This is a genomic window from Phyllobacterium endophyticum (genome assembly GCF_003010935.1).
Classification (GTDB): domain Bacteria; phylum Pseudomonadota; class Alphaproteobacteria; order Rhizobiales; family Rhizobiaceae; genus Phyllobacterium; species Phyllobacterium endophyticum.
On sequence record NZ_PGGN01000002.1, the window covers coordinates 682,458 to 696,540 of the forward strand.

Here is a 14,083-nt window from a genome sequence, read left to right on the forward strand (position 1 = left end):
TGTCGATTATCTGCGTCAAGAGTTGCGCCGAAAAATTTTTGGACATGCGTCTTTTGGTTTCGGAACCAAGAAAAGGGCGCCGCAGTTTCGTCCCAAATGCCCGGGGGCTCAATGTAAAACGTTGCGATTGAAGTTTTCGTGGCGAGAGACAAGAGAAGGGTGTCAAATGAAAATTGCTCAAATCGCCCCGCTTGCCGAACGGGTTCCGCCGAAGCTTTACGGGGGAACAGAGCGAATAGTATCTTACCTGACAGAAGAATTCGTCCGGGACGGTCACGACGTGACCTTGTTCGCCAGTGGCGATTCAATGACCAGTGCAAAGCTCGTTGCTTGCTCGGACGTTGCACTGAGGCTAAATCCCGCAGTCCAGGATCCTATTCCGCATCAGGTTCTGATGCTTGAGGAAGTTCGGCAGCGCGCGCACGAATTCGATGTGCTTCATTTTCATGTAGATGTCCTGCATTTTCCGATAATCCGGGACTTCGCCGCAAGAACGGTAACCACCCTGCATGGGCGCCTGGACCTTGCAGATCTCCAGCCGTTCTACAGGGCATTTCCGGATATACCCCTGGTCTCGATCTCGGATAGCCAGCGCCAGCCTATGCCGCCGGTAAACTGGCGCGGAACCGTGTATCATGGTCTTCCGATAAGCTTGCTGCCATTTACAGAAAAGCCGCAGAATCCCTACCTTGCCTTCCTTGGCCGGATCTCACCGGAGAAACGTCCGGATCGGGCCATAGAAATTGCCTTGAGAACCGGTCTTCCACTCAAGATTGCCGCAAAGGTGGACAAGATCGATGAGACATACTGGCTCAACGTCATCAAGCCATTGATAATGAGCAATCAGAACGTCGAGTTCATCGGCGAAATTGCAGAGCACGAGAAGCCGGATTTTCTCGGTAATGCAAGTGCCCTCCTCTTTCCGATAGACTGGCCGGAACCCTTCGGTCTGGCAATGATCGAAGCAATGGCGTGCGGGACACCGACGCTCGCTTTCCGCTGCGGGTCTGCTCCGGAGGTGGTGGATGACGGTATTTCTGGTATCCTCGTCGATAGCATGAGTCAGGCAGTCGCGAGTATCGGAGAGGTGATCGGCCTCGACCGCCGAAAGGTCAGAGCAACCTTCGAGCAGCGGTTCACCGTGCAGCGGATGGCGATGGATTATCTGGATATCTACCGCAGTCTGCCCGACTCCAATGCTCACTGGGCGGCGGAGTAATTGTCCGCCAAGAGTCACCTGATAGCTAAAAGGGGAAACTCATGTCCACTGCCAATGCTGAACCCCGTGTTGAGACGCTTGGCGTGTCGGCTATCGATGCGCCAGCCACCCCGTTTTACATCCCGGCTGCGGAATCTCTCCAGGAGCGGCGTCCGCGAACCTTGAAACATGGCGATACGTTCGGGGTCTTCGATCACAATGGCGATGCCCGCGTTGGTTCTGGTATGCCCGAGGGGCTTTTCCATCGTGATACCCGGCACTTGTCGCATTTATCCCTGAGCATAAACGGCGCGCGGCCAATGCTTCTGTCGTCGACGTTGCGCGATGATAATGCAACGCTTACTTGCGACCTGACCAACCCCGACATTTTTGACGCCGGCAACCGCCTGACGCTTGCGCATGATCTGGTTCATATTCGCCGCTCGCGTTTTCTGTGGAAGGAGAGTTGCTTTGAGCGCCTGACCGTTCGCAATTTCAGCGACGAACCGCAGGACATCACTATCGCGATAGCTTTTGCAGCCGATTTCAGCGATCTGTTTGAAGTACGCGGTACACAAAGGGTCCGCAAAGGCGAGCTTCATGCACCTGAGGTCGGCAAAGGCGACGTCGTGCTGAGCTATACCGGGCTGGACAAGCGGCAATGTACCACGAGACTGTCATTCGATCCGGCGCCCACGCGCCTCGACGGCCGTTCTGCGACATACCGGCTTGCGCTTGGCCCGCATGAAGGCCAGTCGCTATTCATCGCGATCAATTGCAACCACCAGCCATCGGACATTCTAGTCCGGCGTGCATTCTACATCGCATTGCGCGATGCAAGGCGGGCATTGCGTTCATCCTCCTCCCGCGCGGCAGCGATCGTCACCTCCAACGACATCTTCAATGAAGTTGTGCGAAGAAGCATTTCAGATATCTACATGCTTATAACCGATACTCCGGAGGGTCCCTACCCCTATGCCGGCATTCCGTGGTTCAGTGCTGCATTTGGCCGGGACGCGATCATCACAGCTCTTGAGATGTTGTGGGTCGATCCAGCAATTGCCCGCGGCGTGCTCGGTCATCTGGCGGCGAATCAGGCTGAGGTACTGGATCCGTCGGCAGACGCTGAGCCCGGCAAGATATTGCACGAGGTGCGCTATGGCGAGATGGCCGAACTGGGCGAAGTTCCATTCCGGCGTTACTATGGCAGTGTCGATTCAACACCCCTCTTCGTTATGCTTGCGGGGAAGTATCTTGGACGGACGGGTGACCTTGCGTCCATCAGGGAGCTTTGGCCCAGCATTGAAGCCGCGCTGGCGTGGATCGACGCCTATGGAGACCGCGACGGCGATGGTTTTGTCGAGTATGGAAGGCGCACTGGCGAAGGTTTGATCAATCAGGGCTGGAAAGATAGCCACGACTCTATTTTCCACGCTGATGGCTCCCTTGCCCACGGCCCGATCGCGCTGGCTGAAGTTCAGGCCTACGTCTATGGCGCGTGGCAAGCCGCCGCTGACATCCTGCGTCAACTCGGTGAGCCTGGCCGTGCCGTCGCATTCGAGGCGCGGGCGGAGGTGCTGCGGCGCGCATTCGATGTGCAGTTTTTCGATGACGAACTCGGAACCTATGTTCTGGCGCTTGACGGTGACAAGCGCCAATGCCGAGTCCGTTCGTCCAATGCGGGACATGCTCTGTTTGCGGGACTCGCCTATCAGGAACGCGCTGCGTCCATCGTCGAGAGCTTGATGGGGGCTTCCTCTTTCTCCGGGTGGGGCGTTCGGACGATTCCTTCCACAGAAGCCCGTTACAATCCCATGAGCTATCATAATGGTTCGGTTTGGCCGCACGACAACGCGTTGATCGCGATGGGCATGGCGCAATATGGCTATAGACGTGAAGCAGCACGCATTTTCGAAGGTGTTTTTGCTGCCTCGACCTACATTGATCTGCGCAGACTGCCTGAACTGATCTGCGGCTTTCCAAGAAAACGCGCACAGGGCCCGACCTTCTATCCGGTTGCCTGCGCGCCGCAGGCCTGGGCAGCCGCCGCACCTCTGGCGCTGATTCAGGCATGCGTCGGTTTGGAGTTTCATCCTGATGAACAGCAGATCAGCTTTGACGAACCCCTACTTCCGCCATCACTGAATGAAGTTGTTTTCAACCGGCTGACTGCGGGGAAAGGATCTGCCAGTGTGTCACTGCGTCGTTCTGGCCAGCAGACCGTCGTTGATGTGCTCGAGCGGCAGGGCGACATGCGCGTCATGATCAAGGTCTGAGCTGTAGTTGATTGCGATTACTTTGACACCTAAGGAACAGCAGCATGTGCCGCGCGTTGATGCGCATGCGCAAGTTCTCATTCCCTTTTGTCACTGTCACCGACCAATTTGGTGAGGTGAAGAACATAGGGTCTGTCGGGGAAGCTGCGGTCTGGCTCGTGGCCCATTGGCCTATTACCTCAAGCGAAAAACTCACGGCAGCAAAACAGGCTTGCCTCGATGCTCTCGATGGCAAGGTTGCATCCACGACCTGTAGAGACGCTTTCGTCGAAGCTGCGAAGGAGGCTCGCATCTACGTGACCCACAAACAGCATTGAAGGCGAATGCACTCCTGCCCAGGCGAGATCGCCTGACTAGGCTTCCAGTATGGTCGTGTTGCTCGTATCGCCGAGAAATTCCAAAAGATGCTTCTTGCCCCGGTTCAACCTGCTCTTGATTGTGCCTACCGGGCAGCCACAAATTTCAGACGCTTCTTCATACGAAACGCCGGCGACGCAGACGAGCATGATCGGCTCGCGGAACTCCGGTGCGAGCGCATGCAGGGCATCCTCGAGTTCCGATCCCCTCAACGACCACTCCTGGCTGGGGGGCAACCCGACAACGGTGCCGGCTACATCCGCGGTCGCGCCGGTAGGCTCACGCTTTCTTCTCCGGTACGATGTGTTGAAGCTGTTGCGCATGATTGTGAACATCCAGTTCTTCAGGCTAGTGCCGGGCCTGAATGAATGAAGAGCGCCAAGCGCTTTTTGTAAAGTTTCCTGCACGAGATCATCCGCGTCGTCAGGATTACGATGAAACCCTCGGGAAAACGCTCTCAGTGCGGGAAGTAGCATGACCATCTCGTCGTGCAGGCTTGATCTACTATCGTCGTAGAGCATTCCAATCTCCCTTCCGAAGAAAAATGAATGCCGAACTCAAGCGTTCCACCAAAACAGGAAACTGTCCGGTAAAAGACAAACGCAACCATTGGTAGCAGTGGAACGATCGCACTTCAGCATGGTTGGGTCGCGTGTATTGGAAACAGGTGGGACATGAATAACGTGATAAAATTCGAAGAAGCGCTGCGCGGGTATGTTTACCTGATTGCCCAGATGCCCCCCTCACCCTCAACGATACAGATCTGGCGCGACCTCCAGCGCGAACTTCTGAGTTTGGGTGAGGAAATCCGGCCTTGGCAACATGCCAACGACAATATGCGGCCCGGGCATTCCTGATACTCATGAAGTACTACGCGTTGAGTTCATCGGAGACATAGAGTCATGAGCGACAATGTCACGGCCAGGAGAAAGTTTCCCGTTTCGGCAGGAATTCTGCTGGGGCTAGGTCTCGGCGGATTTTTCGACGGGATCGTTCTGCACCAGATTCTGCAGTGGCACCACATGGCAACCAACGCCGGCTACCCCGCCGACAATCTCGGGAACCTTGAATTCAACACGACACTCGACGGTCTTTTCCATGCCGCCACTTACCTGTTTACCGCCTCGGGCCTTGTCCTCTTGTGGAATACCGCACGCAAGCCTCACTTCTGGTGGTCGGCAAGAATGCTCTTTTCTACGATGTTGATCGGCTTCGGCTTGTTCAACGTCGTCGAAGGGATAGTTGATCATCATCTGCTTGAACTCCACCACGTCAACGAGACTGTCGCGCGTGAGTATTGGATTTACTGGGACCTGGGGTTCCTGATCTGGGGCGCTGCGATGCTCATCGTAGGACTGGCACTGTTCCGCCGGGCTCGGCACGCTCATCCCTAGACCCCCTTTCTCCACCTCCAGGCATCATCAAAAACGAGGAACTTTTGAAGGCTTTTCAGGTTCGATCAGCGAAAGGAGTTCAATGATGTTCAAGCCTGTAAAAGTGCGTACGCCCGACGGCGGTTCTCCCAAGCGAATTGTTTCCCTGGCCGAAGCTACCGAATTCATACTACTGGAATGGCCCCCTAGCGACAGCATGACACTGGAACATGCCCGCCAGGCATGCCTCGATGCAATATCGGGCAAGGTTCCCGTTGAGACCGCACGCGCCGCATTCATCGCGGCTGCCAAGGAAAGCGGCATTTATGTTCGCCGGTCGAAGTTGAAGAAACTGGTCCGTCTCGTCACCGATACGGCTACACCTTCAAATGCCGCGGATCCCTCGGCCGCCTGAAAATCAACGCCGCAGTCAGAACGATTCTGCAACGATCTATTTCTTGGTCTGGCTCGCGACAACCTCGCGCGAGCCCTGCCCGGTCAGTTCTGATGCGATATTTTGCGCCATTCGCAGGTGATGCATCACCTTGGGCAACGTCGCCGCTGCATACCGCTGCATCTCGGCGTCCTCGCCTGAATTGAGTTCCCAAGCGAGCAGCTGCGCCATCTTCTGGTGGTCGATGATCTGGCTACGCATATAGGCGATATCGAAAGCCTTGCCTTCCGCCTTCTCCAGGTCTTGCCTGATCACCCTGTGATCAGCATCCAGTGTGTCTGGCAAGGGGATCTTCGCAGCGTCGGCAAGCTCCTTCAGCTTGCTGTTGGCGTCCGTGTGGTCATTGACCATGGCTTGTGCAAACTCTTTGACGCTCGCCGTAGTGGCTTTGGTCGAGGCGAATTTTCCGAACTCAACCTCCGCCAGCCCGCCTGCAGCCGCGAGCTGAGCGAAGAGCCTGTCCTGATTGTTTGTCTGGTGTGGTGCAGGAACGCCTGGCTCCTGCATCTTGGTATCTGGCGCAAGACCGGCAGGATTGCCGATCTGGGCGAAAGCCGGGGAGCCGATCATCAAGGCTAAAGCAACGGGCAGAAATCTGTTCATCTTGTCCTCCTCGATTACCCAACGTCAAAGGGTCAGCATATAGGCAACAAGCGCGTTCTTCTCGTCCTGCGTAAGCTTCACGCCAAGAACAAGATTGAAGTATTCGACCGTATCGGCAAGCGTCAGCAATCGCCCGTCGTGCAGGTAAGGCGGGGTATCCTTGATGCCTCTCAGCGTGAACGTCTTTATCGGCCCGTCAGGAATGGCGACCTGATCGTTGGCGCTATATCCGACGTTGTAGAAGCGCTCTAGCCTCAGATCATGCATGTTGTTATCGAGGAACGACGTCTGCGGGATATGACACTCGCCGCAACGACCCTTCCCGAGGAACACGCGCTCCCCCATCAGCTCCTGTTCGCTCGCCTTGGCGGGGTCCAGCCTACCCAGCGGGTCAAGTTTCGGAGCAGGCGGAAAATCGATGATATTCTGCATCTGCGCCATCATCGCGACCTGGTTTGGCCGATCCGGTAGGTTCACTCCCTTGCGCGTGGCACTGACGTGATCGCCGTTGAAGTAAGCAGTACGTTGTTCGAACTCGGTGAAGTCCTCCACTGAGCGCAGCGAGCGTTTCGATCCATGGATCTGCTGGTTGAACATGCCGCGAAGACTCGTCGTGTCGAGGCGGAAACGTGATGCCTGCGGCCGGACGTCGGGTGTCAGGTGGAACGCCGCATTCGTGTTGAAGTTGGAATGACAGTCAAGGCACGCAACGCCCATGCTCTGCTGTGCGACCTTGCGATCTTCCGTCTGGTTGAATTCCTCCTGGGGAAACGGCGTCAGGAGAAGGCGCAGGCCTTCCATTTGAACCGGTGTGATAATGCCGTTCATGTACTCGTAAAAATTCCTGATTGTCAGGAGTTGCCCGCGTGAGACATCGCCAAGTTCCGGGTGTGTCGTAAGAAAGATCGGTGGGGGAAATTCTGGCGTCAGGTGATCTGGAAGGTCAAAGTCGACGTCGAAGCGCTTCAGATCACGCGCTTCCTGTTTGCCGATTTCGTCGATTTGCTTTTGAGGGAAAACCTGACCGCCAGTAGCCTGCTTCACATGCGGCAAAGGCTTGAAACCGTCAGGCAGAAGGTTCTTGTCGCGGATCTCATCCGGGCTCATGTCAGCCAGGGACTCCCACGTCACGCCATCCGGCAGTTTCACACGCACGCCCTCCTGCACTTTCTTCATGCCGCCCGACATGCTGACGTTGGACATGGCCTTGTCGGAGAGATCGTAGCGCTGGTTAAGAAGGGTTTGCTGGCGTTCCATGACCTTGGGCTTTTGCGCCTCGTCATTTGCCTTCACGCTGGAGAAAGGTTGCGTAGGCAGCGGCCGGTAGGTCAGGTCGGGAGGAAGCGGATCCGAAAAAGCCGCCAGGCTGACGGCACTGGCGGTGACCAGACAGGAAAGAGCGATCAGTTTCAACGGGGACATTGCCGATCTCCAACAACGCGAGGATGTGTCCGAACCGAGATGAAAACATTTTGTTCCCCATGCGGCTAAATCATATCGCGATCACGAGCTCGCCGCAGAGCCCAGCCAGCTACTTTTCGGAACATTCATCCTGTCTTGGTGTTTCGCTCCAAGATCCAAAGCCGCAAAGGAACGCAACACTTAAGATGCGAGATGCAACATGAAGGTTCTCGTGCTTGGCGCGACTGGTCTTATAGGTTCGGCAGTCTGTGCAAGGCTCACGGCCGATGGTCATCAGGTCGTGGCCGCCGCACGCTCCACGTCAGGTCCACGGCCTCTTTCCCCAAGAGAGTTTGTTGCCATCGACATGGCAAGGCTGGTCACGCCTCAGATGTGGCAGCCGCTTCTCGAGGGAATGGAGATCGTCGTCAACTGTGCAGGAACTCTGCAGGATGGTCCGCGCGAGAATGTCAGGGGCGTACACGCGCAGGGACCCGCAGCGCTTTTCCTCGCCTGTGAACGGGCCGGAGTGCGAAGGGTCATCCACTTTTCCGCGATGGGTGTCGAGAGGATGCAACCATCCGATTTCTCCCGCACCAAGCTCGAAGGCGATCAGTCTCTGATGGCCAGCGAGCTCGACTGGGTGATACTGCGGCCTTCGGTCGTGCTTGGAGAGGGCGCCTTCGGCGCCAGCGCGCTGTTTCGGGCATTGGCGGTCTTTCCGTGGCTACCCGTCATGCCATCGACGGGCAACCTTCAAGTCGTGCAGCTCGATGATGTCGTTACTACTGTCGCGTATTTCGCCTCGCCAGACGCTCCCGGGAAGGTCGCTCTCGATCTTGCCGGTCCGCAGGAATTGACTTTCAACGAGGTGGTAGCGTCTTACCGGAAATGGTTTGGCTGGCCGCCCGCCAGACCGGTGAAGTTGCCCCTGTTCGTCTCCCGCATCCTCTACTGGCTCGGTGATGCGGCGGGTCAACTCGGTTGGCGTCCGCCAATGCGCACCACCGCCGCGAAGGAAATTGTAAGAGGCGCAACCGGCGATCCGCGGGAGTGGATGGAGCGCACTGGAGTCCGGCCCGCCAGTCTCGAGATGGCGCTTTCCTCCCGCCCCGTCACAGTACAGGAGCGATGGTTCGCGAAGCTCTATTTTCTCAAAGCGCTCACTTTCATCGTTCTTCCCCTCTTCTGGATCGCCACGGGTGTTATTTCCCTGACCGTTGGCTATCAGATCGGCATCGACCTCATGCACCGGGGTGGCGCCGGCATTCTTGCCGCCCCCGCGGTGATTGCGGGAGCCTTGGCAGACATTGCCGTAGGTGTTTGCATCGCATATCGCCCCCTGTCGAGATGGGGACTTTGTGGCGCAATATTCCTGTGTCTCTTCTACGCATTGGCCGGAACGATCATCCTGCCTGAATTGTGGAACGAGCCCTTGGGGCCGCTCTTGAAAATATGGCCAATTCTGGTCCTGCATCTGATCGCCCTCGCGATCCTGAAGGAACGGTGATGGAATATTTCATACTGAAATATCTCCACATCATGGGTGCATCCGTGCTGCTCGGCACCGGGGCGGGTATTGCGTTCTTCCTGCTCGTCGCTCACCGCACCGGCAATTCGGCGAGTGTTGCGGCTGTTGCACGCATCGTCGTCATCGCGGATTTTGTATTCACGGCTACCGCTGTCGTCGTCCAGCCGATTACCGGAATAGCGCTCGCCTGGAACGCAGGCTATTCACTCTCCGAAGGATGGATCCTGTTGTCGATAGCTCTCTATCTCGTGACAGGCGCGTTCTGGCTGCCCGTCGTGTGGATGCAAATGGAGATGCGAAACCTTGCGATCATCGCGGCCAAGGACAATAGACCCCTGCCTCCACGTTATCACCGGCTCTTCAGGTTGTGGTTTGCGTTCGGATTCCCGGCATTCGGTGCGGTTCTGGCGATCTTCTGGCTGATGATCACGAGACCGGCGTTGCAATTTTGAGTGCCGGCGCTGGCCTCGGTGACATCGCCGCGGGGATTTGATCCACCTGTACAAATTGCCCGACGTCACCCACAGCCTGGGAAATACGCGCGTGGAGATGGTCGCTCGATACTTCATACTCGCGAAAGTCACGATCGACAGCGAAAACTCCGGTTGGCAACGTATGGGCCATGAAGAAGCCGAACAGCGGCCGAAGCTGGTGCTCGATGATCAACGCATGCCGGTCACTGCCCCCCGTTGCAGTTAGAAGAATGGGCTTGCTCTGCAGCGCCAATGGATCAAGCAAATCGATGAAGTGCTTGAATAGTCCGGTGTAACTGCCTTTGTAGGTTGGGGTTCCCACGACAATGACGTCCGCCGCGAGGAACTTTTCGGCAATTTGCCTTGAACGATCGTTCAAGTCCCTGAAAGATCGGGCTGCGCCAAGGCTTTCACCAAAATCCTCCAGGTCGAAGACGTCGGAATCAAGTCCATACTGATGGCTGATGCGGCTGACGATATTGGCAACGAGCGATCTGGTTTTCGACGGGCGGTGGAAATTGCCGGAAAGGCCGACGACGGTCCGATTGGACATGGAGGATCCTTTGAAACATAGCGGCGACCATGCCGCCGCGTAGGAACACTAGCAAGAGCGGTCGGATTGAGAAGAAAATCAAACCCCATCTTCCACGCGATTCCGACAAATTATTCTCAATGCGTACACTCTTGTGCAATCAGCGGTGGAGGCCGACGTGTTATCTCCCGATGCGATCCGGCTTCAACCTGCAAAGCGCGGCTCCGGAACTCCCTTGATACCAAGTCCCGTGATTGCAAAGAGACTGCCGCGTAAAACTCCGTCACCCGGGAATCTGGGAAGGGGCGGCTTTGCCATCGAAGTCACGTAGATGATGTCGAGTTCCGGGCCGCCGAACATGACACTCGTGACCTTTTTCACCGGCATATCAATGACGCGGTCCACCGTTCCATCGGGCCTGTAGCGGACAAGCTGGCCATCATAGACTTGTGCATTCCAGAGGCAGCCCTCCGCGTCCACTGTCGAGCCGTCGGCAGCACCGCCTCTTGACGTATCGATCTTGGTAAACGTCCGGCGATTTGCAACATTTCCCGTCGCCTGATCATAGTCATAGACCCAGATTTCGCCTGACCATGAATCGGCGAAATAGAACAGGCTGCCATCCGGGCTCCAGCATGGACCATTGGAAACAATGATCCCATCATCAAGTTTATGAACGCTGAGGTCAGGATCAACGCGATAAAGTGCGCCGTTCGGACCGCTCTCCATCGTGTCCATCGAGCCTGCGATGAACCTCCCCTGCTTGTCGACCTTGCCGTCATTGATGCGGTTTTCAGCTTGGTCCGGTTCGGGATCGTGGATAAGCTCGACATCGCCGGTCTTGAAATCCAGCAGATGAAATCCGCGTGCCAGGGATACGATGGCACCATTTCCGCCCTTGCGCAGCGCCATCGAGCCGATCTTCATCGGAACGTCCCAGGAGCGGATCTCACGCCCATCGGCGGTGGCGCGAAATACGCGGCCGTCGAAACTGTCGATCCAGTAGAGCCGCTGCTGTTCGACGTCCCAAAGCGGACCCTCGCCAAGCGTCGTCTTTACATCCACCACCACATCGATTTTCATGTTTCCTCCCTCATCCCTTGAAACGCGGTTCCGGCAGACCACGCACGCCGAGTCCATAGATCGCAAACATGCAGCCCGCCTCGCGTTCGCGGTGATATTCATTGTTGAATGGCCGCGCCATTGATGTAACGAACGCGATGTCGAGATCAGGGCCGCCGAAGGTGATGCTCGTTGTCGATTGCACAGGCAGGCCGACAATCCGGTCAATCACACCATTTGGATCGAAGCGGATAAGCCGTCCGGAATAGACCTCGACACTCCAGACATATCCGTCCGCATCGACGGTCGCCCCGTCGGGATAGCCGCGCAATCCCTCAAAACTTGTGAACACGCGCCGCGACCCAACCGTGCCGGAACTGGTGTCATAGCTATACGCGTAGATCGCCTTCTTATGGCTGTCGGCAAAATAGAGCGTCGAACCATCGGGGCTGAAACATGGTCCATTCGAGCAGATTATGCCCGTATCCAGCGTGTGCAGAGAAAGGTCCGGGTCAAGACGAAAGAGCCTGCCTACCGGATCGCGCTCTTCGAAATCCATCGAACCGGCAATGAAGCGGCCTTGTCGGTCCACCTTTCCGTCATTGAGACGCGGGCGGAGCTCGCCCGGGTGGGTCTCATGCAAAAGTTCGACGCGGCCCGTTTCGAAATCCAGGGTATGAAATCCATTTCTCAACGAGACGATGGCGCCTCCTTTTTCGCGCAACGCCAGCGAACCGACAGGCTCCGGCAATTTCCAGCTTTTGCGGTCGCCGCCTCTTGCATCGCAGGAATAGACCGCAGGCGCATAGGAATCGATCCAGTATAGCCGTTGCTCCTCAACGTCCCAGAGCGGTCCCTCACCGAGCTGATTTCGATCTTCGCTGAAAACCTCTATGCGCAGCATTTCGCCCTCCTAGAACGCGACCTTGTCGCCGCCCTTGAGTTGCAGGATCGCGCGTGCCTCATCTGGGGTAGCCACTTCCATGCCGAGCCCCTCGATGATCTTGCGTGCAAGCAGGACCTGATCCGCGTTCGACTTTGCCAGCTTGCCCTTACCTGCCCACAGACTGTCTTCGAGGCCAACACGGATATTGCCGCCGAGTGCCGCTGCCTGAGCGGCAATGCGAAGCTGGCTCGATCCGGCGCCGAGCACCGACCAGCGATAACTGTCACCGAAAAGCCGGTCGGCCGTGCGCTTCATATGCGCGACGTCTTCGGGGTGCGTGCCGATTGCGCCGAGAAGCCCGAAAACCGACTGCACGAAGAATGGCGGCTTTACCAGACCACGCTCGGCGAAATGCGCGAGGTTATAGAGATGCGCGATGTCGTAGCACTCGAACTCGAATCGCGTACCGTTGTCGTAGCAGGTCGCAAGAATATACTCGATGTCCTTGAAACTGTTGCGGAATACCAGATCGCGGGTAGCTTCGAGATGAGGTTTCTCCCAATCGAACTTGAACTCCTTGTATTTGTCGACAAGGTGATAGAGCCCGAAATTGATCGAACCCATGTTGAGGGAAGCAACTTCCGGCTTGAATGTTGCTGCAGGCTTCACCCGTTCCTCGACCTTCATGTAAGGGCTGCCGCCGGTGGTGATGTTGATCGCCGCATTCGTGTTCTGCTTGATCCGCGGCAAAAACTTCGCGAATGCCTCCGGCGTTTGGTCCGGCTTGCCGGTTTCCGGATCGCGCGCGTGAAGATGCAGGATCGCAGCGCCAGCCTCGGCTGCGGCGAGCGCTTCCTTCGCAATCTCATCGGGCGTAATCGGCAGATAGGGCGACATGGTCGGCGTATGGATCGCACCGGTAATTGCGCACGTTATGATGACCTTGCCCTTTGTGCTCGAACCGCTTGTCACCCGTGTCGTCTCGCTCATTGTCCGAACTCCTGCGTTGATTTCTTCTTGTGCGCCGCAAGCGCCATGAGGCGGCGATCACGCCAGACCTGACGCTCGACAAGCTTGTCTTCGGGCAGCCTTTCGCGCCGCCCGGCCTCCACGGTTTCGAGCACCTCGCCTGCCCAGTCGACGCGGTGCTGCATCTGCGGAAACAGCCGCTCGTAGATGATCTGATAGCGCTCGACATAGTCGCGCACCCCGCCCGGCGCATTGAGGTCGATTGTCTCGAACGGCCCCATGAACGACCAGCGGAGCGCAAGCCCGTCACGGATGCCGATATCGACATCTTCGACCGTCGCATACCCTTCCGCCACCAGCCGGAACGCTTCCTCCAGAAGAGCGCCCTGCATGCGGTTCATGATGAATCCGTCGAGTTCGCGCTTCATGACCAGCGGCGCGTGGCCTGCAGCAACCAAAAACGCGCGGGTGCGTTCGACGACCTCGCCCGAGGTCCATGGCGCCGGAACAATCTCGGCGGCAGGAATGAGATACGGGGGATTGATCGGGTGAACGACGAGACAACGCTGCCGGTTTTTCAGATGCTCGGTGAATTTCGATGGCAGCAAGGCTGAAGTCGAACTGGCGATAACGGCCGAAGCATCCGCTGCCTCATCGAGGAGCGAGAACACCTTGATCTTGGTGTCGAGATTTTCGGGCGTATTCTCCTGGATATGAAGCGCACCTTCCAGCGCCTTTGCGAGGTCCGTTTCGGCAACAATGCGCGACAATACGGTTTCGGGAGAATTGCCGTTGAGCAGGTCGTTCCGCTCAAGATCGGCGAGTACATCGGCAATATAGCCGCGCGCTTTTGCGACTGCGTCTGGTGCCTGATCCCACAGGCTCACCTGATAGCCCGCGCGGGCAAAACTGATGGCCCAAGCCCTGCCGATGAAACCACTGCCGATGATCGCTGTCTTTTGCATCGC

16 protein-coding genes are annotated in these 14,083 nt (G+C 57.0%); 8 read left to right on the forward strand and 8 right to left on the reverse strand.

Translation table 11 applies throughout. The features are described 5' to 3' along the window. Window positions 1–166: 166 nt before the first annotated feature. The 3 genes from CU100_RS11380 to CU100_RS11390 are packed head-to-tail and all read left to right on the forward strand — an operon-like array spanning window position 167 to window position 3,791. Window positions 167–1,219 (forward strand): glycosyltransferase family 4 protein, encoded by a 1,053-nt coding sequence (locus tag CU100_RS11380; RefSeq protein ID WP_106716681.1) that lies wholly within the window; start codon window positions 167–169, stop codon window positions 1,217–1,219. Window positions 1,220–1,260: 41 nt separating this feature from the next. Beyond that, window positions 1,261–3,474 carry an amylo-alpha-1,6-glucosidase gene (locus CU100_RS11385; RefSeq protein ID WP_106716682.1) on the forward strand — a complete coding sequence of 738 codons (2,214 nt, stop codon included), beginning with the start codon at window positions 1,261–1,263 and terminating at the stop codon, window positions 3,472–3,474. A gap of 44 nt (window positions 3,475–3,518) precedes the next feature. After that, a complete protein-coding gene (locus tag CU100_RS11390; RefSeq protein WP_106716683.1) occupies window positions 3,519–3,791 on the forward strand; it encodes a DUF982 domain-containing protein in 273 nt (90 codons plus the stop codon). A 36-nt stretch (window positions 3,792–3,827) separates the two neighbouring features. Here CU100_RS11390 and CU100_RS11395 read toward each other — a convergent pair whose 3' ends face one another. Next, the gene (locus tag CU100_RS11395; protein WP_106716684.1) at window positions 3,828–4,352 is read right to left on the reverse strand and encodes a sigma-70 family RNA polymerase sigma factor; all 525 of its coding nucleotides are present in this window, start codon (window positions 4,350–4,352) and stop codon (window positions 3,828–3,830) included. A gap of 153 nt (window positions 4,353–4,505) precedes the next feature. On the opposite strand from CU100_RS11395, the gene CU100_RS11400 reads away from it, so the two are divergent. The 3 genes from CU100_RS11400 (at window position 4,506) to CU100_RS11410 (ending at window position 5,619) form a co-directional block, all read left to right on the forward strand. Next, on the forward strand, window positions 4,506–4,688 hold the full coding sequence (locus CU100_RS11400) for a hypothetical protein (RefSeq protein ID WP_106716685.1): 183 nt from the start codon (window positions 4,506–4,508) through the stop codon (window positions 4,686–4,688). A gap of 45 nt (window positions 4,689–4,733) precedes the next feature. Next, window positions 4,734–5,225: a DUF2243 domain-containing protein gene (locus CU100_RS11405; RefSeq protein ID WP_106716686.1), complete on the forward strand. Its 492-nt coding sequence runs from the start codon at window positions 4,734–4,736 to the stop codon at window positions 5,223–5,225. A gap of 82 nt (window positions 5,226–5,307) precedes the next feature. Next, complete coding sequence (locus CU100_RS11410) at window positions 5,308–5,619, forward strand: DUF982 domain-containing protein (RefSeq protein WP_106716687.1); 312 nt, start codon at window positions 5,308–5,310, stop codon at window positions 5,617–5,619. Window positions 5,620–5,655: 36 nt separating this feature from the next. On the opposite strand, the gene CU100_RS11415 is transcribed toward CU100_RS11410, so the two are convergent. After that, the gene (locus CU100_RS11415) at window positions 5,656–6,261 is read right to left on the reverse strand and encodes a DUF4142 domain-containing protein (RefSeq protein WP_106716688.1); all 606 of its coding nucleotides are present in this window, start codon (window positions 6,259–6,261) and stop codon (window positions 5,656–5,658) included. A gap of 24 nt (window positions 6,262–6,285) precedes the next feature. Further along, on the reverse strand, window positions 6,286–7,683 hold the full coding sequence (locus CU100_RS11420; RefSeq protein WP_106716689.1) for a cytochrome B6: 1,398 nt from the start codon (window positions 7,681–7,683) through the stop codon (window positions 6,286–6,288). A gap of 199 nt (window positions 7,684–7,882) precedes the next feature. Here CU100_RS11420 and CU100_RS11425 point away from each other — a divergent pair, with 199 nt between their 5' ends. Further along, window positions 7,883–9,172, forward strand: a complete 1,290-nt coding sequence (locus tag CU100_RS11425; RefSeq protein WP_106716690.1) for an SDR family oxidoreductase — start codon at window positions 7,883–7,885, stop codon at window positions 9,170–9,172. Next, on the forward strand, window positions 9,172–9,645 hold the full coding sequence (locus CU100_RS11430; RefSeq protein WP_106716691.1) for a DUF2269 family protein: 474 nt from the start codon (window positions 9,172–9,174) through the stop codon (window positions 9,643–9,645). Before CU100_RS11425 ends, CU100_RS11430 begins: the two co-directional genes overlap by 1 nt. On the opposite strand, the gene msuE is transcribed toward CU100_RS11430, so the two are convergent. The 5 genes from msuE to CU100_RS11455 form a co-directional block, all read right to left on the reverse strand. After that, window positions 9,620–10,219, reverse strand: a complete 600-nt coding sequence (gene msuE, locus CU100_RS11435) for an FMN reductase (protein WP_106716692.1) — start codon at window positions 10,217–10,219, stop codon at window positions 9,620–9,622. The genes CU100_RS11430 and msuE overlap by 26 nt on opposite strands. 183 nt (window positions 10,220–10,402) lie before the next feature. Beyond that, entirely contained in the window at window positions 10,403–11,281 is an 879-nt protein-coding gene (locus tag CU100_RS11440) for an SMP-30/gluconolactonase/LRE family protein (RefSeq protein WP_106716693.1), read from the reverse strand. 10 nt (window positions 11,282–11,291) lie between these two features. Further along, window positions 11,292–12,164 carry an SMP-30/gluconolactonase/LRE family protein gene (locus CU100_RS11445; protein ID WP_245418991.1) on the reverse strand — a complete coding sequence of 291 codons (873 nt, stop codon included), beginning with the start codon at window positions 12,162–12,164 and terminating at the stop codon, window positions 11,292–11,294. 9 nt (window positions 12,165–12,173) lie between these two features. After that, window positions 12,174–13,136 carry a BKACE family enzyme gene (locus CU100_RS11450; protein ID WP_106716694.1) on the reverse strand — a complete coding sequence of 321 codons (963 nt, stop codon included), beginning with the start codon at window positions 13,134–13,136 and terminating at the stop codon, window positions 12,174–12,176. Further along, window positions 13,133–14,080: a 3-hydroxyacyl-CoA dehydrogenase gene (locus CU100_RS11455; RefSeq protein WP_106716695.1), complete on the reverse strand. Its 948-nt coding sequence runs from the start codon at window positions 14,078–14,080 to the stop codon at window positions 13,133–13,135. The genes CU100_RS11450 and CU100_RS11455 overlap by 4 nt, the downstream gene beginning before the upstream one ends. Between the last annotated feature and the right edge of the window lie 3 nt (window positions 14,081–14,083).